The sequence below is a fragment of the Achromobacter veterisilvae genome (assembly GCF_037619525.1).
Lineage (GTDB): Bacteria > Pseudomonadota > Gammaproteobacteria > Burkholderiales > Burkholderiaceae_B > Achromobacter > Achromobacter veterisilvae.
This window is the reverse complement of sequence record NZ_CP148753.1, coordinates 5,721,930-5,745,021: the sequence shown is the minus strand read 5'-3', so window position 1 is coordinate 5,745,021 and position 23,092 is coordinate 5,721,930. Positions and strand designations below refer to the sequence as shown.

The window sequence follows — 23,092 nt, the reverse complement described above, 5'->3', positions numbered from 1 at the left end:
TATCCCTGCAAGGAAACCCCCATGGCAACGCTATTTCACAGGAAGAAGACACCGCCCGCGCTGGCGGCGCTCGCGGGCGCGATGCTGCTCGCATCGCTGGGGGTCAGCATCGTCACCGTGGCGCTGCCGACCTTGGCGCAGGCATTCTCCGCATCGGTCTCGTCCGTGCAGTGGGTGGTGCTTGCCTATCTTATTTCGATCACCGTCATGATCGTGCTGGCCGGAAAACTGGGCGACCTCTACGGACACGGCCGCGTGCTGATGGCCGGCTTGATGGCGTTCGCGGCCGCCTCGCTGCTGTGCGCGGCAGCCCCGACCCTGGGCGCGCTGATCGCGGGTCGGGCGATCCAGGGCATCGGCGGCGCGATCCTCATGGCCTTGCCGCTCTCGATGGCGCGGGAAGTGGTCGCCAAGGAACGGATCGGCTCGGCGATGGGCCTGTTCGGCACGATGTCGGCCATAGGCACCGCGTTGGGTCCCTCCCTGGGCGGCGTGCTGATTACCGGTCTGGGGTGGCGGGCGGCGTTCATCCTGCTGGCCTGCCTGGGCGTCTGCGTCGGGATGCTTGCCGCGTGGGCGATCCCGGCCTCGGCCTCGCGCAAGCTTGCCCCGGCCCGATCCCTGGATTGGCCGGGCGCGGTCTTGCTGGTCATGGCGCTGGTGTTCTATGCGCTCGCCACCGTCGGAGGCAAGACCGGCGTAGCGCTGAACCCCGGCCTGCTGGCGGCGCTGGGTATCGCGGCGCTTGGGCTCTTCATTTTCGTCGAATCGCGGTCGGCTTTGCCCCTGGTGCCCATCGCGCACCTGCGCGACCGGATGACGGCTGCGTCGCTGGCGATGAATCTGCTGATGTCCACGGTCATGATGGCCGTGCTGGTCGTCGGGCCGTTCTTCCTGGCATTCGGTCTCGGTTTGAACGAAGTCCTGACCGGCCTCGTCATGGCGGTGGGGCCGCTGGTTGCCGCCGTCTCGGGGATTCCCGCGGGACGCATGACCGATCGCTTCGGCGCGCCCCGCACGCTGCTGCTCGGCCTGCTGCAGACCATCGTCGGCCTGGTTTGCCTGGCCTTTCTTCCCAGATTCCTGGGCGTCGCGGGCTATGCCGTGGCCCTGATGCTGCTTACGCCCGGATTCCAGCTTTTCCTCGCCGCAAACAACACGGCCGTCATGCTGGGCGCGGCCGACGCGCAGCGCGGCATGCTGTCGGGGTTGCTGGGGCTGTCGCGCAACCTGGGCTTCATGGCCGGCGCCTCCCTCATGCCCGGCGTGTTTGCCGCCGTCCTGGGGCCGCAGGGCATAGCGGGGGCGGCGGCGGAGGGAGTCGCCAGGGCGTTCACCGCCACATTCCTGGCCGGCGCCGGACTGATTGTGTTTGCCGTCGTCGTGTCCATCGGCGGACGTTTCGGGCAAAGAGGCCATCAACCCCTGTGACGGGGAGGCCGCGCGGGACGATGAAAAAAGGCCCTGCGATGCAGGGCCTTTTTTCGGACTTTCCGGGATACCGGCTGAATTACTTCAGCTTGGTTTCCTTGTAGTCGACGTGCTTGCGAGCGACGGGATCGAACTTCTTGATCAGCATCTTCTCGGGCATGTTGCGCTTGTTCTTGGTGGTCGTGTAGAAATGACCCGTGCCGGCGGTCGACTCGAGCTTGATCTTTTCGCGGATACCTTTGGCCATGTCGTGCTCCTAGTATGTAGATTGGCGGGAGGGCCGATTAGGCGATTTCGCCGCGGGCACGCATGTCGGCCAGGACGGCGTCGATGCCATTCTTGTCGATCGTGCGGATGGCCTTGGCCGAAACACGCAGGCGGACCCAGCGGTTTTCGCTTTCAACCCAGAACCGGCGCGATTGCAGGTTGGGCAGGAAGCGACGCTTGGTCTTGTTGTTCGCGTGCGAAACATTGTTGCCCACCATCGGGCCTTTGCCGGTCACTTGGCATACGCGTGCCATGGATGCACCTCTTTGTGTCGTTCTTTACGCGCATCGCTTGGGGGGAGTAGACGGGGGTTCAGCCGCCGGGCTGTGGGCACCGCGAACCTGTCGCGATGCTGCTTTGCCGGCCACCCAGTCTTAGTGGATGGGGAAGACCATTCAGGCCCGCCCTGTGCTTATACCCGCTGCCTGCCACCCGCAAAAATTCCTGGATTCCCAAATTTCTCAAAATGGGCTGGAATTTCTTGACGCCTACGCGGTTGGGGTCAGAGTGCCGAACTACAAAGCATAGTAGTCCTGCACGGGAAACTTCATGTGAAGACGTAGATTCTAATACGAAAAACGTAAATAAATCAAGCGGCCCGGCTAGTGGCTGTGCAATTGCGCCACGCGGCCGGAGAACCAGGACAGGCAGGCGCAGACCGCGAGCGTGGTGGTCAGGGGCAGGGCGCTGTCCGCCTGCCAGGCGCTGACCGCGAAGCCGGCGAGCGCGCCGCAGGACAATTGAAGCGTCCCCAACAGCGCGGACGCCGCGCCCAGCCGCTTGCCCTGGTCCGCCAGCGCGAGCGCCGCGGAATTGGGATTCACGAAGCCCTGGCTGCCCATGTAGCCGACCAGGCACAGCATCAGCAGCGGCAGCGTCATCCAGCCGGCCAGCGTCAGCGCCACCGCCGCCAGGCTGGCGCAGGCCAGCGAGGTCAGCGCGCGGCGCTGCAACTGCCGCGGCGTGTGGCTGCGCAGCAGCCGGGCGCTGATCTGCGAACACACGATGAGCGACAGCGCATTGGTGCCGAACAGCAGGCCGTAGTACTGGGGCGGCACGCCGTAGAGTTCGATGAAGACGCGCGGCGAACCGATGATGTAGGCGAACATGCCGGCCTGGCCGAAGCCGCCGGCCAGGCTGTGCGCCATGAAGCCGCGATGCGCGAACAGATCGCGGTAGTTCCGCAGGATCGTGTTCCAGCGCAGCGGCACCGCGCGTTCGGGCGCCAGCGACTCCTTCATGATTTTCAGGACCGCCACCATCAGCATCGCCCCGCCCGCCAGCATCACCCAGAACAGGCTGCGCCAACTGGCGACGGCCAGCAACTGTCCGCCGATCAGCGGCGCGAGGATGGGGGCCAGGCCCATGATGAGCATCAGCAGCGACAGGGCGCGGGCGGCTTCATGGGTTTCATAGTGGTCGCGGATGACCGCGCGCGGGATGACGATGCCGGCTGCGCCGCCCATGGCCTGCACGACGCGCCAGCCGGTCAGCGTTTCGACCGATCCGGACAGCGCGCAACCCAGGGACGCCACCATGAACAGCGCCAGGCCCACCAGCAGCGGCGGCTTGCGCCCGTAGCGGTCGGCCATGGGGCCGTAGAAGACCTGCGCCATCGCCAGCCCGATCAGATAGGCCGCCAGGGTGCGCTCGACGTCGCCGCGGGACACGCCCAGGTTCGCCGCGATCGTGGGGAACGCGGGCAGGTACATGTCGATGGCGAACGGGCCGATGGCCGTCAGCGCGCCCATGAGAATGAGCCAGCCGGGCAGACCGCTGCGGAAAGAATGTGATGGGGGCATGTGGATCGCGGTAAAGCGCAGGACAGGGCGCCGATGCGGTTTGTTGCATGTTTTGGGCCAAGTCAGCGACTGTATCACGCATAACCTGACGTGCAGGTTTCGGCCGTTTTCCGATAAAGTCGTTGGCGTCCGTAAGCATCCAGGGGAGTAGCCGTGAATCCTTTGTTGTCTGTGGTGGAACGCAAGCTGCAGGCTTTGCCCGTGACCACCCAATTGGTGCTGCCCGACGGCACCGTGCTGGGGCCGCCCGATCCCCGCGTCCGTTTCGTGGCGCATGACAAGGCCGCGCTGGCGCACCTGGCCGAAGGCGCCGTCGGCGTCCTGGGGCAGGACTACGTCGAAGGCCGCGTCGATATCGAAGGCAATATGCGCGACGTCATGGCCGCGGCCTCGGCGCTGCTGCCGGGGTCGCCGGTGGACGCGGCCCGGGGCGGCTGGCTGACCGAGCTGGTCCGCAAGGTCGTGTCGGTCTGGCGGCATTCGGTGGAGCGCGACGCGAAGCAGATCGAATTCCACTACGACCTGTCCGACGATTTCTACGGGCTCTGGCTGGACCCGCGCCGGGTCTATTCCTGCGCCTACTACCGCTGGCCCGACATGACGCTGGCGCAGGCCCAGGAGGCCAAGCTCGACCACATCTGCCGCAAGCTGCGGCTGCGCGAAGGAGAACGCTTCCTGGACGTGGGCGCGGGCTGGGGCGGGCTGCTGCTCTGGGCCGCCGAGAACTACGGCGTGGACGCCACGGGCATTACGCTGTCGCGCAACCAGCATGCGCACGTCAGCCGGCTGATCGAGGAAAAGGGCCTTGCCGGGCGCGTCCGCGTCGAACTGCTCGATTACCGGAAGCTGGACGAATCCGTTCCCTACGACAAGATCGCGTCGGTCGGCATGTTCGAGCACGTGGGGCGGGCGCAACTGGAGGGATACTTCGCCAAGCTGCGCCGCCTGCTCAAGCCGGGCGGGCTGATCATGAACCATGGCATCACCGCGGCCGGCGTCTACAACGCCGAGCTGGGCAACGGCATGGGCGAATTCATCGAAAAGTACATCTTTCCCGGCGGCGAGCTGACCCACATCAGCGTCGTGATGGAAGCCATGACCAACGGCGGCCTGGAAGAGGTGGACGTGGAAAACCTCCGGCCGCATTACGCGCGCACCCTGTGGGCATGGAGCGATGCGCTGGAGGCCCGCTTGCCCGAAGCCGCGCGGATCCTCGGCGGCGAGCAGGGCGAGCGCTCGCTGCGGGCGTACCGGCTCTATCTGGCCGGATGCGCCATGGGGTTCGAGCATGGCTGGATCGCGCTGCACCAGATACTGGCCCAGCCGCCCGCGACCGGGCGCCCCGACGAACTCGACAATCCGCCGGACCTGGCCTATCCGTGGCGGCGGGACTACATGTACGAAGCGGGCCGCTAGGGCGCGCTACGTCCATGCAAACCGCCGGAACGGGCATTTCCGGCGGTTTTGAAACCACCAGAATGTATTAATAAGAATATATTATTAACTGAATGTATCTTTAATTCCGAGTTGAAGTTCCGTAGGGGAAAACGTCGATTTCCCCATGGTCGATCGGGGTTATCCCGGGTGTTTTTCCCCCGGAATGTATCCGTTTTGTTCAGGGCAGGGGTTGGGGTGAGCATCAATTTCGTTTAAGATGCTGGCTTCTTCGTTCAGTTTGTTCACTTTCTGTGGGTTTTCAAAAACCGCGTTTTTGAAACTCCTGTCTTGCAAGATCCCGCATCCTCGCGGACGGTCTTGTTGCTAGTGTCGGTTTGTATTGGCGGTTCTGCCCGTCTTCCGCACACCCCCCTTAGCTCCACGGCACCCTCGGGCCAAGCCCAGCGTGTGTCCCTGAACCTATGGAGGCAAAAGCCAATGCGTTTTACCCCTGTCAAGACCCTGGCCGCCGCGGCCGTGTTCCTTGCATTCGCCGGTTCGGCCCAGGCCGCCGACGCCGTCCAGTGCGAGCTCAAGCGGCCAGTCAATTTCGGCGCCATGAACTGGGAATCCAACCTGGTCCTGGTCGACGTCGAACGTTTCATCATGGAAAAGGGCTACGGTTGCAAAACCGAGACCCTGCCTACCGAAACCCTGCCCGCCCTGGCCGCTCTTGAGCGCGGCGACCTGGACATCAATACCGAGATCTGGCTGAACAGCGTCGCCGATCCCTGGGAGCGCGCCGAGAAGACCGGCAAGGTCAAGCGCATCGGCGATCTCTACATGGGCGCCGAAGGCTGGTACATCCCCCGCTACACGGCCGAGCGCCTGCCGGAACTGAAGTCCGCGGCCGACCTGCCGAAGTTCAAGGACAAGTTCAAGGATCCGGAAGAGCCCGGCAAGGGCCGCTTCTACGGCTGCCCGGCAGGCTGGGGCTGCGAAGTGACCAGCAACAACCTGTTCCATGCCCTGAAGCTGGACGACTCCTACACGCTGTATTCGCCCGGCACGGGCGCGGCGCAGAAGGCGGCCCTGATGTCGGCCTACAAGCGCAAGCAGAACGTCGTTTTCTATTATTGGTCGCCCACGCCGCTGGTCGGCTCGATGGACCTGGTCAAGCTGGACATGCCGCCCTACGACGCGGAAAAGCACAAGTGCCTGACCTCGGCCAAGTGCGCCAATCCCGAGCCCAGCGCCTATCCCGACAATCCCGTCTTCACCGCGGTCAACACCAAGTTCTCGGAGGAAGCTCCCAAGCTCACCGAATTCCTGTCCAAGGTGTCGGTGCCGCTGCCGGTGATCAACGAAACCCTGGCCCACATGGAAGAATCCGGCGACGAGGCCGGCGCCGTGGCCAAGTGGTTCCTGAAGAACAAGCCCGACGTCTGGACCAAGTGGGTCCCCGCCGACGTCGCCGGGCGCGTCCAGAGCGCGCTGTAATCGGCCATGTGCCTGGCTGCGCGCCGCAGCGGCGCGTACCGGCCCTCCCTCGGGCCGGACTGCTTTGCCGGGATGGCCGCCGGCCGGGCGCGAGCGCCCGGTCCGATGCGCCTGTGCCGCCGGCTGGGCAGGCCGCTTCCGCCCGGAAGCCCTTTGGTTTCATTGCCCTGCGCAATGCCGCGTCCCGCGGCGGCGGCACGGGCGGTGAGCGCGCCAGAATGGAGTAGAACGAATGTTTCCTGAAATTATTCCCGCCCGGCAGGTCCGGGGGGCGATCGACGGTTTCGTCGATCATTTGGTCACCAACTACGCGGACACGCTGGAAACCCTGTCCCAGCCCGTCCTGCATGCGCTGGTGTGGCTGGAGCAGTTGCTGCGCAACTCGCCCTGGTGGGCGGTGGTCGCGGCCACGATCGCGATCGCCTGGGGCGTGAGCCGCCGCATCGGCCTGAGCCTGGCGATGGGCGCGCTGCTGTGCGTGATCGGCGTGCTGGGCCTGTGGGACGCCGGCATGCAGACGCTGGCGCTGATGATCATGGCCGCCGGCCTGTCCGTGCTGATCGGCATCCCGCTGGGCGTGCTGATGGCGCGGATCAACTGGCTGCGTTCCGGCATGCTGCCCGTGCTGGACGTGATGCAGACCATGCCCAGCTTCGTGTACCTGATTCCTGTCGTCATGCTGTTCGGCCTGGGCAAGATCCCCGCGATCATCGCCACGGTCATCTACGCCGTGCCGCCGCTGATCCGCCTGACGGACCTGGGCATCCGCCTGGTCGACCGCGAAGTGCTGGAAGCGTCGCGCGCCTTCGGCGCCAATCCGCGGCAGCAGCTCTTCGGGGTGCAATTGCCCCTGGCGCTGCCCAACATCATGGCCGGCATCAACCAGACCACCATGATGGCGCTGTCGATGGTGGTGATCGCGTCGATGATCGGCGCGCGCGGCCTGGGCTATGAAGTGCTGCTCGGGATCAATCGCCTGGAGGTGGGCCGCGGCTTGCTGGCCGGGCTGGGTATCGTGGTGCTGGCCGTGCTGTTCGACCGGATCACGCAATCGTATGGACAGCGCATGCGCATGGGAGGCCAGCGATGAGCAAGATCGAGGTCAAGAACATCTACAAGATCTTCGGGGCGCATCCGAAGAAATGGCTGCAAGCCGCCCAGGGCGGCATGAGCAAGGAACAACTGCTGGCCGAAAGCGGCCACACGCTGGGCCTGCGCGACATCAGCCTGTCGATAGAAGAAGGCAGCATCTACGTCATCATGGGCCTGTCGGGTTCCGGCAAGTCCACGCTGATCCGCCACTTCAATCGACTGATCGAACCCAGCGCCGGCCACATCCTGGTCGACGGCGTCGATGTGGTCAGCCTGAACAAGCGCGAACTGGAAATATTCCGCCAGAAGAAGATGAGCATGGTGTTCCAGCGTTTCGGGCTGTTCCCGCACCGCACCGTGCTGGACAACGCCGCCTACGGCCTGACCGTGCAGGGCGTGGGCCGGGCCGAGCGCGAGCGCCGCGCCCGCGACTGGCTGGAACAGGTGGGCCTGTCGGGCTTCGAGAACCAGTATCCGCACCAGTTGTCCGGCGGCATGCAGCAGCGCGTGGGCCTGGCGCGGGCCCTGGCCACCGACGCCGAGATCCTGCTGATGGACGAAGCGTTCTCGGCGCTGGACCCGCTGATCCGCCGCGAAATGCAGGACCAGTTGCTGCAACTGCAGGCCAAGCTGAACAAGACCATCGTGTTCATCACGCATGACCTGGACGAGGCCCTGCGCCTGGGCAACCGCATTGCCATCCTGAAGGACGGCGAACTAGTGCAGGAAGGCACGCCGGAAGACATCCTGCTGAACCCGGCCAACGATTACGTGCAGTCGTTCCTGCAGGACGTGAACCGCACCAAGGTGCTCAACGCCACGCATGCCGTGAACCCGGCGCGCCTGACCTTGACCATGCGCTCGCGTCCCGCGCACGCCATGGACCGCATGCGCGCGCTGGACTACGAATATGCGCCCGTGCTGGACGGCAAGCGCCTGGCCGGCGTGCTGACCGCCAAGGCGGCCGAACAGGCCATCCAGGATGGAGTGCGCGACGTCTCCCGCTACGTCGAGGACCTGGCGTCCGTGCCGGCCACGGCGGGCCTGGGCGAAGTGCTGGCCCAATTGGTGCACAGCGACCAGCCCGTCGCCGTGACCGGCGAGGACGACGAGTTCATCGGCATGCTGTCGCGCAAGAAGGTCGTGGAACTGGTCACGCCGGCCCTGGCCGACACGCCGGCGCCGGTGGACGAGACGCCTGCCGCGCAGGAATCCGAGCCGGAACTGGAGCACCACGACAAGGCGGCTTGACAGGGAAGACCCGTATCCGGACTGTGCCTGTGCATGGGCAAAGTCCGGATATGATGGTCGGCCGGCCGCCATGGCCGGTTCGTCCTTATTCGGAATATCGGAAGCCGTCATGCCCATTTTGAATGTCCAGATCATGCAAGGCCACTCGGCCGCCCAGAAAACGACCTTGCTGAACGCGGCGTCCAACGCCGTCGTCGAGAGCATCGCCGCACCGCTGCCCAGCGTGCGCATCGTGCTGCAGGAAGTGCCCGCCGAGCACGTGATCGTGGGCGGCGAGATCGGCAAGCGCATGGCGCGCGTGGACGTGGCGCTGATCGAAGGCCGCGACGAAGCCAAGAAGGCGGCGCTGATCGCCGCGCTGAACCAGGCGGTCTGCGCCAGCATCGATATTTCGGGCGAAGACGTGCGCGTGCTGATCCGCGACGTGCCCAAGGTCGACATGGGCGTGGCCAACGGCATCAGCGCCAAGGCCGCCGGCCGCTGAAAAAAGAAGGCTTATGCAGGTGTCAGACACCCATACGAGACACTCGTACGGGCCGAGGCCAGCGCTGCCGGGTGTCAGACACCCCGGCGCGGCTCAGCTAATGCAGGTGTCAGACACCCGTACGAGACGCTCGCGCGGGCCGAGGCCAGCGCTGCCGGGTGTCTGACACCCCGGCGCGGCTCAGCTAATGCAGGTGTCAGACACCCGTACGAGACACTCGTGCGGGCAGAGGCCAGCGCTGCCGGGTGTCTGACACCCCGGCGCGGCTCAGCTAATGCAGGTGTCAGACACCCGTACGAGACACTCGTGCGGGCCGAGGCCAGCGCTGCCGGGTGTCTGACACCCCGGCGCGGCTCAGCTAATGCAGGTGTCAGACACCCATACGAGACGCTCGCGCGAGCCGAGGCCAGCGCTGCCGGGTGTCTGACACCCAGCGCGGCTAACGACCTCAGTCCAGCTTCACATCCGCGGCCTTCACCACTTCGCCCCAGCGCTGGATCTCGCTCTTGATATAAGCCGCATACTCCTGCGGCGTCGATCCCAGCGCCTGGGCGCCTTGCGCCTTGAGCTGCTTCTGCATTTCCGGCGATTGCAGGGCGCGGCGGATTTCGGCGTTCAGCTTATCGACCACGGGCGCGGGCGTTCCGGCCGGCGCCACCACGCCCTGCCATGCGCCCATCCCGAACCCGGGAGCCACCGTTTCCGCCACCGTCGGCACATCGGGAAGCTGATCGCTGCGCTCGGGGCTGGTGACCGCCAGCGCGCGCAGCTTGCCTTCGCGGATGAAGCCCAGCGAGTCATTCAAGGTGTTGGTCATCAGTTGCACCTGCCCGCCGACCAGATCCGTCATGGCGGGTGCGCTGCCGCGATACGGCACGTGCACCGCGTCGATCTGCAGCGAACGCAGCAGGAGCAGCGCGCCCAGGTGCGTGACGTTGCCGGCGCCCGCCGAGCCATACGACAGCTTGCCGGGATGCTGGCGCGCGTACTCGACGAACGCCTGCGCGTTTTGCGCCGGCACCGACGGATGGACCAGCAGCACCAGCGGGATGACCGCCGTGGTCGAGACCGGCGCGAAATCCTTGACCGGGTCGAACGCCAGCGACCGGTAGAGGTTCGGGCTCAGCGCGATGGAAGACGTGTTGTACAGCACCGTATAGCCGTCGGGCTTGGCGGCCGCCGCGTACTGCATGCCGATGTTGCCGTTGGCGCCGCCCTTGTTTTCCACGACCACGGTCTGGCCCAGTTGATCGGTCAACTGCTTGGCCAGCACGCGCGCCACCAGGTCCGTCGGCCCGCCAGGCGGGAAGGGCACCACCATCGTGATGGGGCGCTCGGGCCAGGCCGCCTGGGCGCCTGCGGCGCTTCCCAGCGCCAGGACGGCCAGGCTGGCCGCCAGCAATGCTTTCTTCATGGTTTGTCTCCTTGTGTTTTTCGAGTAACGCGGATCGCGTCCAGGCGGCGGCGCCCTCTGCGAGGGGCGCTTTGCCGCAAGCTCAGGCCCCGGGCCTGCCCGCCAGCATGCGCGTGGCCGTGTAGGACATCACCGGCTTGCCATGCTGGTTGCGGACTTCGATGGCGGACGTGACGACCGCCCGGTTGTGCTGCGAGGTCGGGCGCACGCCCGTCACTTCGATCTCGGCCCAGATGGTGTCGCCCGCGACCACGGGCGCCAGCATTTTCTTGTGGACTTCCAGCAGCGCCAGCCCGGTGCCCTGCACCATGCCCTGCATGATCAGGCCTTCGATCAGGCCATAGGTCAGCGCGCCGGGGGCGGGGCGTCCCTGGATGGCGCCGTGCGCATAGGTGGCGTCGATGAAAATCGTCTCCAGCATGCCGGTGACGCTGATGAAATTCACGATGTCGGTCTCGGTGACCGTGCGTCGGAACGTGTGGAAGCGCTGGCCCACGGCCAGGTCCTGCCAGTAATAACCCTGGCCGAGCTGTGCGATGGCGGGGTTGCGGTCTGCGGTCATGCGGGGTCCTTGTCGTTGGCTATGGGGGCGGAATGCGCGGCGCGGGCGGCGCCCGTTTCCAGCAGCGTGGAGATGCGGGCCTCGTCCAGGCCCGCCTGGCGCAGCACCTCGAGCGTGTGCTCGCCCAGGCGCGGCGGCATCGTGGCCTGCACCTGGGAATGCTGCAGGCGCACGGGGTTGCGGGGAAAGCGGTAGCGGCTGCCCGACGCGCTTTCCAGCGGCACGAAGAAATCCACGCTTTGCAGGTGCGGATCGGTTTCCAGGTCCTGGATCCGGTTGACGGGCGCGGCGGGAATCTCCAGCCGTTCGCACAGGTCCAGCCAATAGGCGGTGTCGTGCGCGGCGACGATTTCGGCCTGCAGTTCGTAGAGCGCCTCGATGTGCCGTGTACGCGCGGAAATATCGGAGAAGCGCGCGTCCTCCGCCAGATCCCGGCGGTCCGCCGCGATGAAGAAATCGCGCCAATGCGTGTCGGTATAGGGCATCAGGCAGACGTGGCCGTCGGCCGTCCGGCACGGCCGGCGCCAGGGCGTGAGCACGCGCGGATAACCGGCCTCGCCCGGTTCGTCGGACAGGTGCCTGCCGTAGTAATGCTCGACCAGCGCATACGAGGCCATGCTCTCGAACATGGGGACTTCCAGCCGCTGCCCGGCGCCGGTCCGCTCGCGCTGGAACAGCGCGGCCAGGATGGCGTGCGCGGCGATCAGGCCGCAGGTCTTGTCGGCGGCCACCGTGGGCAGGTAGCGCGGCGTGCCTGTCTGGCGGTCCACGAGATCGGCAAAGCCGGACAGCCCCTGGATGATGTCGTCATACGCGGGCCGGCCGTCGTAGGCGCCGCCCGCGCCGAAGCCGTACAGGCCGGCATACACCAGCCGCGGGTTGCGCGCGCACAGGGTGTCCGGATCCAGCCCGAGCGCGGCCATCTTGGCGGGACGCATGCTGTGCATCAGCACGTCGGCCTGGTCCACCATCGTCAACAGCGCCTGCCGCGCCGCGGCCTGCTTCAGGTCCAGCACGATGCTGCGCTTGTTGCGGTTCAGGCCCAGGAAAATGGCGGCCAGCCCCGGTTCCTGCGTAGGGCCGGTGCGGCGCGTGGAGTCGCCGGACGGCGCTTCGACCTTGACGACGTCGGCGCCGTAGTCGGCGAGTATCTGCGACGCATAGGGACCGAACACCACGGATGTCAGGTCCAGGATGCGCACGCCGCCCAGCGCGCCGGCTTGGGAGAGGGGAGAGGCTGTCATGGCGGAAATGCTATCGGCCTCACGCATACGCGTCTAATATGGCTTAGGTATTGGGTGATATGGAATTTGTTATGGCTATCGATTTACGGCAGCTTCGGCAGTTCGTGACCATTGCGGAACAGGGCAGCTACCGGCGCGCCGCCGACCTGCTGCACATCGCGCAGCCCGCGCTATCGGTCTCGATCCAGAAGCTGGAGCATGCGGTGGGCGTGCCGCTGCTGGTGCGCGGCGCCAAGGGCGTGACCCCGACGCCCGCGGGACAGGCGCTGATGGCCGATGCCCGCCGCGCGCTGTTTCATTCCGACCAGGCGCGCCAGGCGGCCCGTCGCGTGGCGCTGGGTGAGTGGGGAACGCTGCGGCTGGGTTTTGTCGGGTCGGCCACGTACATGCTGCTGCCGCGCTGCCTGCCGGCATTCCGGGCCCAATATCCGGATTTGCAGCTCGATCTGCGCGAGGACAGCACGGTCGGGCTGGTGGCGATGCTGCGCGCCAACGATATCGACGCCGGCCTGGTGCGGGGCCCTCTGGCGGAAGACGCGGCGCTGGATTCCTGGGTGGTGGAGCGCGACGACCTGATCCTGGCGGTCCCAGCGGGGCATCCGCTGGCCTCGGGCGGCCCGGTCCGCCTGGAACGGGCGCGCGCCGAGAACTTCGTGCTCTATTCGCCTCTCAAGGTGCCGGGCCTGCATGGCGTGGCGCTGGCGCTGTGCCGCCGGGCGGGTTTTTCCCCGCGCATCAGCCAGGAGGCGATCCAGGTGCAGACGCTGGTCAGCCTGGTGGCCAGCGGCATGGGCCTGGCGCTGGTGCCGGGCGTGACGCGCGCCTATTCCACGCCCCATGTGGCGTTCGTGCCCCTGGCCGACGCCGATGCGCGGGGCGCGCTGTCGCTGTCGCTGGTGACGCACCGCGATACCTCGTGCGCGTCGGTGCTGCGGCTGCGCGACAGCATGCTGTCGCGCGCCGCCTGACGACGCCTGGCGCGGCGTCAGCCCCGGCCCTTCAGCCCAGCGCGGCCTCCAGCCTGCCGATCAGGCGGCCCAATTCGGCATGGTCCGTGGCGTCCAGCACCGGACCGGGACGGCGGACATAGGCGGAACGGATCGCGCCGCGCCGGCGCAGCGTTTCCTTGCGCAGGGCCAGCCCGATTCCGTACTGGAACTCATGGCGCAGCAAGGGCAGGTAGAGGTTGAACAGATCCTCCGCCTGCTCCGGCTCGCCGGCATGGAATAGCCGGCAGACCTGCACCAGCATTTCCGGATACGCGAATCCGGTCATGGCGCCATCGGCGCCGCGCAGCATTTCCTGCGGCAGGAACAGGCCGCCGTTGCCCACCAGGATGCTGATACGCCGCCTGCCAGCGGCCGCGCTTTGTTCGCGGACCTGGCTCAGCTTGCGCATGCCGGGAAAATCCTCGTGCTTGAGCATGACGATCTGCGGGAATGCATCGACCAGGCGATGTATCACCGACACGGAAGTGTGCACGCCCGTGGACTGGGGAAAATCCTGCAGGCAGATCGGAATCTCCCTGCCCAACTGCGTGGCGACGTTGGCGTAGTACGCGTAGACCTGGTCGTCCGTCTTCAGGTTCGGCACCGGCGCGACCATGACGCCGGCAGCGCCCAGCGACATCGCCTCGCGCGACAGGCGCTCGACGTTGCGGTCCGACGCGTCGCTGACGCCCACGACCACGGGCACGCCGCCGCCGACGCGCTTCAGCACGCGTTGCATCACCGTGGTGGTTTCGGCCTCGCTCAATTTGGGCGCCTCGCCCATCATGCCCAGTATCGTGAGGCCGGTTACGCCTTTCTCCAGATAGAAGTCGGTCAGGCTGTCGACGCTTTCCAGGTCCAGTTCGCCGTTGTCGGCGAACGGAGTGGCGGCGATGACGTAGACGCCTTTGGTTGTCTCGTTGATGAGCCCGCTGGGTGCGCTCATGATTGGAAATTCCTCCTGGATTGGAATGTTCTGCCCGCGCCGTCCGGCTACGCCTGGCGGGCGAGCAGCACCGCGTCCACTTCGATGTCGAATCCCGCGAAATTGGACTGGGTCAGCGTCCGCGCGGGGGGCGGATCGCCGACGTAGCCGGCGTAGATCGCGTCGAATTCCTTGGCATCCGCCGGGTTCTTCAGGAATACGTTCACCTTGACCGCGTCGCGCAGCGACAGGCCCGCCGCCTCCGCCGCGGCCTGGAGATTGTCCAGGGCCATCCGCGCCTGTTCTGCGAACGGTTTGTCGCCGTGGCGGACATTGTGGATGTCGCGCGGGGTCTGCCCCGAGAGGAAAACCAGGCCCTGGGCCTGGATGGCGACGCTATAGGTGCCGGCGGGCGGCGGGGTGCGGTCGCTGGAAAAAGCCTGGCGTGTCATGGAAGTCTCCTGGATTCAAGCGCGGTAGCGGCGGACGAGTTCGGCCGTCCGCTCGATGGCGTGCAGCGCGGCGGCCCGGTTCTGCGAAAAGTTGAGGCGGATGCTGTCGCCGGCGTCCGGGCTGAACTCCGTGCCCGGGGTCACTGTCACGCCGGCCTGGCGGCGCAGGATGCGCACGAAATCCTGGGGGGCCACGGTCAGCCTGGGCAGCCTTGGAAACAGGTAGCTTCCCGCTTCGGGCGTGCGCGCCGCCACGCCGTCGACGGCGCGCAGCACTTGCAGCAGGTCGTCGCGGATGGCCTGGTGCTGCCGGATCCGTTCCTGCATATAGCCGTCGGGCTCCTCGAACCAGGTGCGCAGCACGGCCTGGCAGTAGCCGGGCGCCCGCAGCGAGACGATGGCCTGCAGCTTTTCCATGCGGTCGAGCAGTTTCGGGGCGCCGAAAGCCACGCCCAGCCGGTAGCCGCTCAGCGATTCGGTCTTGGACGGCCCCATGATGGTGATTACGTTGCCGGGGTCGATGCCGGCTGCGCGCAGGTGCGTATATTCGACGCCCGGATAGCGCAGGCGCGAGTACAACTGGTCGACGATGACGGTCGCGCCGTAGCGGTTGGCCAGCGCGGCGATCTGCCCGATCTCGTCCTTCGAATAGACCACGCCGGCCGGATTGTTCGGATTGGAGAACAGGAAGGTCTTCACCCCTGCCTTGAAGGCCGCCTCGAGCTGGTCCAGGTCCAGGCCCGCCCGGTCGGCATGGTTCAGGTAATCCATTTCGATGGGAACGATTTCGCCGCCGATGAACTCGACCAGCTTGCGGTTGGCGAAGTAGTCGGGCCGCACGATGGCCACCTTGTCGCCGGGCGCGACGGTCGAGGCGATCGACAGGAACAGGGCGCCCTGCGTGCCCGGGGTGATGATGAGTTCGTCCGCGCCCGAGACCGGACTGCCCGTGAACCGGGCCAGGTGCTCCGCCACCTGCATGCGCAGATCGGCGCGTCCGCGATATTCCGTATAGGCCTGTTCGCCGCCGCTCTCCACGCCGGCGACGAAGGCTTCCAGGGAACCCGGCGTGGGCGCGAACGCGTTTTCGTTCACATCGCCGTGTGAAAAGTCCACCGGCGTGCCGGGCAGGACGTCGCCTTTCAGCAGGGCATCCAGCCCCTCTCCGCGCTGGCGGACTTCCTGGCCGGGCGCGTTGTCGGTGGCCAGTCGGGCGAATTTCTGTTCGATCAAGCTCATGGGATTTCCTTTCAGTAGAGTGGAAATGGCGTGCGGTGACTAATGCCGGGCGGCTTGCCGTGATGCTATCCAGGATTCCAGGTGATGGATACCCGCGCCGCCCAGGCAAAATACAGGATCCGCGAACAAGTCGCGGTGCAGCGGGAGATTGGTGTCGATGCCGTCCACGACAGTCTCGCGCAATGCGACGCGCATGCGGGCCAGGGCTTGCTCGCGCGTGTCGCCGAACGCGATGAACTTGCCGATCATCGAATCGTAGTGCGGCGGCACCGCATAGCCGGCGTAGGCATGGGAATCGACCCGCAAGCCGGGCCCGCCCGGAGGCCGCCAATGGGTGATGCGGCCCGGGCTGGGCAGGAACGAGGCAGGGTTTTCGGCATTGATCCGGCATTCGATAGCGTGGCCCTGGCGGCGGATCTGGTCCTGGCGCCAGGGCAGGGGCTCTCCGGCCGCGATGCGGATCTGCATCTGCACGATGTCGATGCCGGTGGTCAGTTCCGTGACGGGGTGTTCGACCTGCAGGCGCGTATTCATTTCAATGAAGTAGAACTCGCCGTCTTCATACAGGAACTCGAAGGTGCCCGCGCCCCGGTAGCCGATCGACCTGCAGGCGCTGGCGCAGCGCTCGCCGATCGTCTCGATCGCCTGGCGGTCGACCCCGGGGGCGGGAGACTCCTCCACGACCTTCTGGTGCCGCCGCTGCATGGAGCAGTCGCGCTCGCCCAGCCACACGGCCTGGCCGTGATGGTCGGCGAGGACCTGGATTTCGATGTGCCGGGGTTTCTGCAGGAACCGTTCCATATACAGGTCCGGGTTGCCGAAGGCCGCCAGGGCTTCGGCGCGCGTCGTTTCGACCGCCGCCTGCAGGGCGTCTGCGGATTCGACCACCCGCATGCCCCGGCCTCCGCCGCCGCCCGCCGCCTTGACGATCAGCGGGAAGCCGATGCGCTCCGCCTGCTGCGCGATGGCCGGGGCGTCGGTGGACAGCACGCCATCCGATCCGGGCACGCAGGGCACGCCCGACCGCAGCATGGCCTGCTTGGCCTGGACCTTGTCGCCCATCTTGCGGATCGCCGCCGGTGTCGGGCCGATGAAGGCCATGCCCGCGGCCTCGACGGCGTCGGCGAAGTCCCCGTTCTCGCTGAGGAACCCATAGCCGGGATGAATGGCCTGGGCGCCCGTCAGCCTGGCGGCGGCGAGGATGGCGGACGCATTCAGATAGCTGTCCGCCGAGGGCGCGGGCCCGATGCACAGCGCCTCTCCAGCCAGCCGCACGTAAGACGCGTCACGGTCCGCTTCGGAATGCACGACGACGGTCTGGATGCCCAGTTCGTGGCACGCCCGTTGTATGCGCAAGGCGATTTCGCCGCGATTGGCGATGAGGATCTTACGAAACATGCGGCACCTCTCCCGGTTCGACGATGAACAGCGCCTGGCCCTGTTCGACCATCTGTCCGTCCTCGCAGAGCACGCGCGCGACCGTGCCGTCCTGTCCGGCGGCAACCTCGGTCAACATCTTCATGGCTTCGATGACATACAGGGGCGCGCCGGCCGCCACCCGGCTTCCCTCGCGCGCCAACGGTTCGCCGCCCGGGCTGGCGGCCCGGTAGAAGGTGCCCGCCATCGGGGCGGCGACCGTATGCGGGGCCTTCGCCGCGTCGGCCGCGGGCATTTCCGGAATCGGGCCGCCGGCAAGGGGGGCGGCCTCTCGGGCTTGCGCGGAGCACGCGCCGTCCGCGCGCCGCCGGACGCGGACGCTGAAGGCCGGCTCGCTGACATAAAGCTCGGCGATGCGCTCTTCGGCGGCGAGGTCGATCATGTCGTGGATCAATTGGGTATTCTGGGTCATCTCAGCGTCGGGTGGGCTTGAGTTGGAACAGGGGCATGCCGTAATCCACGATCTGGCCATCGGCCGCGAGCACGGCGTCTATCGTGCCGCCCGCGGGCGCATGCACGGGGGCGAGGCTTTCGTCCAGCGCCACCAGCGCGAGCAATTGGCCTTCCGCCACCTCGTCGCCCGGTTCGATCCGGACGGGCAGCCTGTCGTCGTGGACGAGCCGCAGCAGGCCCAGCGTGGCGCTGCGCACGGCGATGGAGGAGGCGTCGGCGCTGGAGGCGGCCTCCGGCGCGCATGGCGCGCCGGTCTCGATCCGGATGCTGACCAGGCGGTCTCCCTCCTGGATCTCCACCGATTCGATGCCGCGCAGGTGCAGCCGGCGCGCGTACGCGCGGATGTCGGAAAGGGTCGTCATGGCAGCCGTCCGTTCATTGCAGGCCATCCAGCGCCCGCAAGGTGTTCCTGACCATGCTTTCCACGGTCGGCAGCACCGCGGCCGCCAAGTCCTCGCGATAGGCGTACGGCTCTGCTTCGTCCATGTAGAGGTGCCGCGACATTTCGAGTTGCACGGCATGCACGCCGGACCCGGGGCGGCCGTAGTTGCGCGTGATGTGGCCTCCCTTGAAGCGCGCGTCGGCCACCCAACTGAACGGACCGGCGCCGGCCGCCGCGACCGCGGCTTCGCGCAGCGCGGGCGCGCATGCGGCGCCGCTGAATGTGCCGATGTTCAGGTCGGGCAGCCGGCCTTCGAACAGTCGGGGCAGCATGTTGGCGATCGAGTGCGCTTCCCAGAGCAGGACGTGGGCATGCTTCTCCCGCAAGCGCGACAGTTCCTGCAGCAGCGCATCGTGGTAGGGCTGCCAATACTGTGCGACGCGCTGCGCGGTCTCTGCTTCATCCGGCAGATCGGCGCCGTCGCGGTACAGGGCCTCTCCGAGAAAGCTCTCGGTGGGGCACAGGCCGGTGGTGGTGGTGCCGGGGTAAAGGCTGGCGCCGTCGGCGGGCCGGTTGACGTCGATGATGTAGCGCGAATAGTTGGCCTGCAGCACCGAAGCGCCCATCGCCCGGGCGAAATCGTAGAGCCGGGCAAGATGCCAGTCGGTATCCGCGATCTTGTGGGCGGCCGGGGTCATGCGGCGCTTGAACGGCTCGGGCAGGCACTCGCCGCCGTGGGGAATGGAAATGAGCAGGGGCAGATGGCCCTGGGTCAGGCTGACGATGGGGAGAGTCATGGCTGGCGCTCGGAAAGGAGGGAAGTGGCGGGGCGCCGGCGGCGGTCCCAGGCCTGTGGATGCACGAGGTGAGGCGGTTGGCGGCCGGCAAGCACGGAAAGAATCTGTTCGGCGCATTGGCTGGCGGTGGCCTCCAGGGCCTCCTGCGTGGAGCCGGCGACGTGGGGCGTGAGCACGACGTTGGGAAGCCCTGCCACCGCCGATCCCGCCGGCAGCGGTTCCGTTTCGAAGACGTCCAGGCCGGCGCCGAACAGGCGTCCGCCGCGTAGTGCGTCCGCCAGCGCGGATTCATCGATGAGCCCGCCCCGGGACGTATTGACGACGATGGCGCCGGGCTTCATCAGTTGCAGCGCGGCCGCGTCCAGCGTGTGCCGGGTGTCGTCGCGCAGCGGGCGATGCAGCGATACGACGTCCGACGCCCGCAGCAGTTCCTGCAGCGTTTCGACCCGCGTTGCGCCGGAGAGCTGCGAGCCGTCGGCGGGCAGGCTGGGCGACCAGACGATCACGCGCATGCCCAGCGCCTGCGCGGCCATGCCGCACAGCAGGCGGCCGGTGCGGCCCCAGCCCACGATGCCCAACGTCTTTCCGCAGAGCGAGAACATGGGTTGCTCGTACTTGAAGCGCCAATGGCCCGCGCGCGTCGCGGCATCGGCCTGCACGGCCTGGCGGGCGGTGGCGAGCATCAGCATCAGCGCATGCTCCGCGACGGAGCGCACGTTCGCCTCGGGAGTGAAAACGACGGGTATGCCCTTCGAAGCGGCGTGGGCGACGTCTATCTTGTCCGTGCCCGTGCCGTGGTTGGCGATGACGCACAGGCGCGGCGCGGCATCCATGAGGGCCGCGGGCAGGCTGTCGCGGACGATGACCGCGTCGGCATCGGCGATGGCTTCGCGCAGGGAGTCCAGGCCGGGGCCGGGGGATAGCCGCGCCTCCACGCCCGCGTCGCGCAGGATCTGCGCGCCTATGGGATGGATGGGTTGCGCTATGACGCAAATCGGCATGATGAAAGATCCTCAGATGGGGGAGCGGTTGTGTGGTCCGGCCAGTCCGGCGCGGAGGGCGAGCACCCGGCCCAGGCTCCGGACGCCCGAGGCGAAGTCATCCATATCCATGGCCTCGTCCGGGTTGTGGCTGCCGTTGGCGTTGCGCACGAACAGCATGGCGGTGGGAATCCCCCGGTTGGAGAAGGTCGCGGCGTCATGCCCCGCTCCGCTGGGCAGCAGGCGGGGCTGCACGCCCGACGCGAGCGCGGCATCGCGCAGCGCCTGCTGCAGGGCTTCGTCCATGACCGCGGGCTGGCTGCCCGATACCGGCCCCCATTCGAATCGCACGCCATGCGAAGCTTCCAGTTCGCCGGCCGTCTTCAGCAGCAGCGAATCCAGCAGCCGCAGGGTGTCGACGCTGCGGGAGCGCATGTCGACGCAAAAACTCACCTGCCCGGGCACTTTGCTGAAATCGGCCTGCCGGGCATCCGTATTCACCTGGCCGAAGGTCAAGGTCAGCTCATGGCCCGCGGCTTCCAGGTCGCGCCATTCGCGCTGGAGGCGTTCGATCAGGGCCGCCAGCGCGACGACGGCATCCTGGCGGTGGGTGCGCGGCGTGGCGCCGGAATGCGCATACCGGCCCTTTACCTGCGCCTGCCGGTAGCGGTGGCTGCCGCAGATGCCGGTCACCACGCCGAGGGCATGGCCCTCTCCCTCCAGGACCGGGCCCTGCTCGATGTGCAGTTCGACAAAGCAGTCGATGGCCTCCGGGCGCAGCGCGGCCTCGCCCCTGGCCATCGCCTCGGGCTGCCCGCCTAGTTCGCCGATGTGCTCCGACAGCGTGCGGCCGGTGTCGGCGCGGCGGCTGGACAGGGCTTGCGGGCTCAGCAGGCCGAACGCGGACGTGCTGCCGATGTAGGAAACCGGGAACCAGGCGCTTTCCTCGGCCCGGACGCCCATGACCGTGACGTCGCGGTCGGGCTGGGCGCCGTCCCTGATCCATCCGGCAAGGACCGCCAGGCCGGCGACGACGCCGGCGGCGCCGTCATAGTTCCCGCCCCTGGGAACGGAGTCCAGGTGGGAGCCCGTCATGACGACGGGCTTGTCCCGGTGCCGTCCCGGCAGAGTCAGGTACAGGTTGAGCGCCGCGTCGCGGCGGATTTCCAGGCCCAGGCGCTGCGCGGTGTCCGCCATCAGGGCGTGGGCGCGCTGTTCGCCGGCGCCGTAGGTGTCTCGGGTGATGCCTGTGCCGTCGAAGCTCAATGCGTGCAGTTGTTCGAACAGGCGCGCGGCCAGGGCCATGTCGGGTTCTATCATGGGAGTTGGGGGGCCAGGGCCGCGTCGTTCAGGGATTCGGAATTCAGGATGGCGGCGCCGGGATCCCAGCCGCGCCCGGGCATGGCCGCGATGAGCTGCCGCGTATAGGCGTCCTGGGGCGCGTCGAAAATCTGCGCCGGAGGGCCTTGCTCGACCACCCGGCCGCGGTGCATGACCAGCAGGTGGTCGCAGATCTGCGCTGCCACGCGCAGGTCGTGGGTAATGAAGATCAGCGCCAGTTGCAGCCGCTGCTGGACGTCGTGCAGCAGCTTGAGCACCTGCGCCTGCACCGAGACGTCCAGCGCGGAGACGGATTCGTCGGCCACGATCAGCTTCGGCTCCATTGCCAGGGCGCGCGCGATGCCCACGCGCTGGCGCTGGCCGCCGGAGAACTCCCCGGGATAGCGGTCGAATGCGGAAGGATCCAGTTCCACCAGTTGCAGCAGTTCGCGGGCCCGCTTTTCGGCCTGCTGGCGCGAAACGCCGCTGGCGAGAGGCCCGTCGCAGAGGATCCGGCCCACCGTTTGCCGCGGATTGAGCGAGGCGAACGGATCCTGGAAGATCATCTGGATGTTCCGCCGCTTTGGCCTGAACTGCGCCTCGGACAAGGGCGCGATGTCCTGGCCGTCGAAGAGCATCTGGCCGCCGTCGATGTCCAGGAGCTTGAGCAGGCATTTCCCGATGGTGGACTTGCCAGACCCGGATTCGCCGACGATGCCCAGGGTTTCGCCGCGCCGGACCGTGAAGCTCACGTCATTGACGGCGTGGACGACGCGGCCCTTGCGGAACAGCCCGCCGCCCACGGCGTAGGTCTTGTGCAGGTTCTGGACCCGCAGGACGGAGCCGCCCGCCGGCGCGGCGCGCTCGGAGGGCGACGCGCGATGGCGGGGAACGGCGCCGATGAGCCTGCGGGTATAGGGGTGCTGCGGACGGTTCAGAACCTGTTCCGCCGTGCCTTGCTCGACGAGTATTCCTTTTTCCATGACGGCGACCCGGTCGGCGATCTCCGCGACGACCCCGAAGTCATGGGTGACGAACATCACGCCCATGCCCTTGTCGCGCTGGATGCGGGCGATCAGCGCAAGAATCTGCGCCTGCGTGGTCACGTCCAGCGCGGTGGTGGGTTCGTCGGCGATGAGCAGTTTGGGTTCGAGCGCCAGCGCCATCGCGATCATGACGCGTTGGCGCTGGCCTCCCGACAGCCGGAAGGGCCAGGCGTGGCGGATGGCGGCGGGATCGGGCAGGCCCACCAGTTCCAGCAATTCGAGCACGCGCTTTTCCCTGGCTTCGCCCGGGTAGGCGCCGTGGACGCGCATGACTTCCGCGATCTGTTCGCCGACGGTCAGCAGGGGATTCAGCGCGGACAGCGGTTCCTGGAAGATCATGGCCATGTCGCGTCCGCGCATGCCGCGCAGGACGTCCTCGTCCAGCGCCAGCAAGTCGCGGCCGCCCAGCAGGATCTGCCCGCCTTCGGGACGGAGATAGTGGGGAAGCAGGCCCATGATGGCATTGGCGCTCATGGACTTGCCGGAACCGGACTCTCCCACGATGCACAGGATTTCGCCCGCGTGGATGTCGTAGGAGATGTCCCGGACGGCATAGGGGCGGTCGCCGCCCGCGGGGAGGGCGATGCTCAGGTTCCTGATGGAGAGCAGCGGCGGATCGGAAGGGGGCAATGTTTGCTTGGTCACGGG

The 23,092-nt window shown here is 67.2% G+C and carries 23 protein-coding genes; 7 read left to right on the top strand and 16 right to left on the bottom strand.

What is annotated here, in order from left to right; genetic code table 11:
* Nucleotides 1-21 precede the first annotated feature (21 nt).
* Nucleotides 22-1,431, top strand: coding sequence for an MFS transporter (locus WHX56_RS26730; protein WP_338879451.1), 1,410 nt, complete (start codon nt 22-24; stop codon nt 1,429-1,431).
* Nucleotides 1,432-1,510: 79 nt separating this feature from the next.
* On the opposite strand, the gene rpmG is transcribed toward WHX56_RS26730, so the two are convergent.
* The 3 genes from rpmG to WHX56_RS26715 form a co-directional block, all read right to left on the bottom strand.
* A complete protein-coding gene (rpmG, locus tag WHX56_RS26725) occupies nt 1,511-1,678 on the bottom strand; it encodes a 50S ribosomal protein L33 (RefSeq protein WP_003810296.1) in 168 nt (55 codons plus the stop codon).
* 37 nt (nt 1,679-1,715) lie between these two features.
* Nucleotides 1,716-1,952 (bottom strand): 50S ribosomal protein L28, encoded by a 237-nt coding sequence (gene rpmB / locus WHX56_RS26720; RefSeq protein WP_006223506.1) that lies wholly within the window; start codon nt 1,950-1,952, stop codon nt 1,716-1,718.
* Between the two features lie 348 nt (nt 1,953-2,300).
* Entirely contained in the window at nt 2,301-3,449 is a 1,149-nt protein-coding gene (locus tag WHX56_RS26715) for a Bcr/CflA family multidrug efflux MFS transporter (protein ID WP_287752599.1), read from the bottom strand.
* Between the two features lie 204 nt (nt 3,450-3,653).
* Between WHX56_RS26715 and WHX56_RS26710 the strand changes: the two genes are divergently transcribed.
* From WHX56_RS26710 to WHX56_RS26690, 5 genes are all read left to right on the top strand, one after another.
* The gene (locus WHX56_RS26710; protein WP_338879450.1) at nt 3,654-4,916 is read left to right on the top strand and encodes a class I SAM-dependent methyltransferase; all 1,263 of its coding nucleotides are present in this window, start codon (nt 3,654-3,656) and stop codon (nt 4,914-4,916) included.
* Between the two features lie 459 nt (nt 4,917-5,375).
* Nucleotides 5,376-6,377 (top strand): ABC transporter substrate-binding protein, encoded by a 1,002-nt coding sequence (locus tag WHX56_RS26705; RefSeq protein ID WP_129241087.1) that lies wholly within the window; start codon nt 5,376-5,378, stop codon nt 6,375-6,377.
* A 232-nt stretch (nt 6,378-6,609) separates the two neighbouring features.
* Nucleotides 6,610-7,467, top strand: a complete 858-nt coding sequence (locus WHX56_RS26700; RefSeq protein ID WP_129241088.1) for an ABC transporter permease — start codon at nt 6,610-6,612, stop codon at nt 7,465-7,467.
* Complete coding sequence (locus WHX56_RS26695) at nt 7,464-8,720, top strand: quaternary amine ABC transporter ATP-binding protein (protein ID WP_129241089.1); 1,257 nt, start codon at nt 7,464-7,466, stop codon at nt 8,718-8,720. The genes WHX56_RS26700 and WHX56_RS26695 overlap by 4 nt, the downstream gene beginning before the upstream one ends.
* A 109-nt stretch (nt 8,721-8,829) precedes the next feature.
* The gene (locus tag WHX56_RS26690; RefSeq protein ID WP_287752066.1) at nt 8,830-9,204 is read left to right on the top strand and encodes a tautomerase family protein; all 375 of its coding nucleotides are present in this window, start codon (nt 8,830-8,832) and stop codon (nt 9,202-9,204) included.
* 448 nt (nt 9,205-9,652) lie between these two features.
* Here the strand turns inward: WHX56_RS26690 and WHX56_RS26685 are convergent, their stop codons facing one another.
* The 3 genes from WHX56_RS26685 to WHX56_RS26675 all read right to left on the bottom strand — a co-directional run bounded on the left by WHX56_RS26685 (nt 9,653) and on the right by WHX56_RS26675 (nt 12,424).
* Nucleotides 9,653-10,618, bottom strand: a complete 966-nt coding sequence (locus WHX56_RS26685) for a tripartite tricarboxylate transporter substrate binding protein (RefSeq protein ID WP_338879449.1) — start codon at nt 10,616-10,618, stop codon at nt 9,653-9,655.
* Nucleotides 10,619-10,700: 82 nt separating this feature from the next.
* On the bottom strand, nt 10,701-11,180 hold the full coding sequence (locus WHX56_RS26680) for a MaoC family dehydratase (RefSeq protein WP_129241092.1): 480 nt from the start codon (nt 11,178-11,180) through the stop codon (nt 10,701-10,703).
* The gene (locus WHX56_RS26675) at nt 11,177-12,424 is read right to left on the bottom strand and encodes a CaiB/BaiF CoA transferase family protein (protein WP_287755875.1); all 1,248 of its coding nucleotides are present in this window, start codon (nt 12,422-12,424) and stop codon (nt 11,177-11,179) included. Before WHX56_RS26675 ends, WHX56_RS26680 begins: the two co-directional genes overlap by 4 nt.
* Nucleotides 12,425-12,495: 71 nt before the next feature.
* On the opposite strand from WHX56_RS26675, the gene WHX56_RS26670 reads away from it, so the two are divergent.
* The gene (locus tag WHX56_RS26670; RefSeq protein ID WP_338879448.1) at nt 12,496-13,392 is read left to right on the top strand and encodes a LysR family transcriptional regulator; all 897 of its coding nucleotides are present in this window, start codon (nt 12,496-12,498) and stop codon (nt 13,390-13,392) included.
* 31 nt (nt 13,393-13,423) lie between these two features.
* Here the strand turns inward: WHX56_RS26670 and WHX56_RS26665 are convergent, their stop codons facing one another.
* Genes WHX56_RS26665 through WHX56_RS26620 form a run of 10 tightly spaced genes read right to left on the bottom strand, consistent with a single transcriptional unit; the run spans nt 13,424 to nt 23,089 of the window.
* A complete protein-coding gene (locus tag WHX56_RS26665; RefSeq protein WP_338879446.1) occupies nt 13,424-14,359 on the bottom strand; it encodes a dihydrodipicolinate synthase family protein in 936 nt (311 codons plus the stop codon).
* Nucleotides 14,360-14,406: 47 nt separating this feature from the next.
* Nucleotides 14,407-14,790: a RidA family protein gene (locus WHX56_RS26660; protein ID WP_129241096.1), complete on the bottom strand. Its 384-nt coding sequence runs from the start codon at nt 14,788-14,790 to the stop codon at nt 14,407-14,409.
* Between the two features lie 15 nt (nt 14,791-14,805).
* Nucleotides 14,806-16,029: a pyridoxal phosphate-dependent aminotransferase gene (locus WHX56_RS26655; protein ID WP_338879445.1), complete on the bottom strand. Its 1,224-nt coding sequence runs from the start codon at nt 16,027-16,029 to the stop codon at nt 14,806-14,808.
* Between the two features lie 39 nt (nt 16,030-16,068).
* On the bottom strand, nt 16,069-17,427 hold the full coding sequence (gene accC / locus WHX56_RS26650; protein WP_338879444.1) for an acetyl-CoA carboxylase biotin carboxylase subunit: 1,359 nt from the start codon (nt 17,425-17,427) through the stop codon (nt 16,069-16,071).
* Nucleotides 17,417-17,878, bottom strand: a complete 462-nt coding sequence (locus WHX56_RS26645) for an acetyl-CoA carboxylase biotin carboxyl carrier protein subunit (RefSeq protein ID WP_338879443.1) — start codon at nt 17,876-17,878, stop codon at nt 17,417-17,419. Before WHX56_RS26645 ends, accC begins: the two co-directional genes overlap by 11 nt.
* Nucleotide 17,879: 1 nt before the next feature.
* On the bottom strand, nt 17,880-18,281 hold the full coding sequence (locus WHX56_RS26640) for an acetyl-CoA carboxylase biotin carboxyl carrier protein subunit (RefSeq protein WP_165360161.1): 402 nt from the start codon (nt 18,279-18,281) through the stop codon (nt 17,880-17,882).
* A 13-nt stretch (nt 18,282-18,294) separates the two neighbouring features.
* A complete protein-coding gene (gene hutG, locus WHX56_RS26635; protein WP_338879442.1) occupies nt 18,295-19,098 on the bottom strand; it encodes an N-formylglutamate deformylase in 804 nt (267 codons plus the stop codon).
* Nucleotides 19,095-20,099: a hydroxyacid dehydrogenase gene (locus WHX56_RS26630; RefSeq protein WP_129241102.1), complete on the bottom strand. Its 1,005-nt coding sequence runs from the start codon at nt 20,097-20,099 to the stop codon at nt 19,095-19,097. The genes hutG and WHX56_RS26630 overlap by 4 nt, the downstream gene beginning before the upstream one ends.
* A 12-nt stretch (nt 20,100-20,111) precedes the next feature.
* The gene (locus WHX56_RS26625; protein ID WP_338879441.1) at nt 20,112-21,398 is read right to left on the bottom strand and encodes a Zn-dependent hydrolase; all 1,287 of its coding nucleotides are present in this window, start codon (nt 21,396-21,398) and stop codon (nt 20,112-20,114) included.
* Nucleotides 21,395-23,089: an ABC transporter ATP-binding protein gene (locus WHX56_RS26620; protein ID WP_287755866.1), complete on the bottom strand. Its 1,695-nt coding sequence runs from the start codon at nt 23,087-23,089 to the stop codon at nt 21,395-21,397. The genes WHX56_RS26625 and WHX56_RS26620 overlap by 4 nt, the downstream gene beginning before the upstream one ends.
* Between the last annotated feature and the right edge of the window lie 3 nt (nt 23,090-23,092).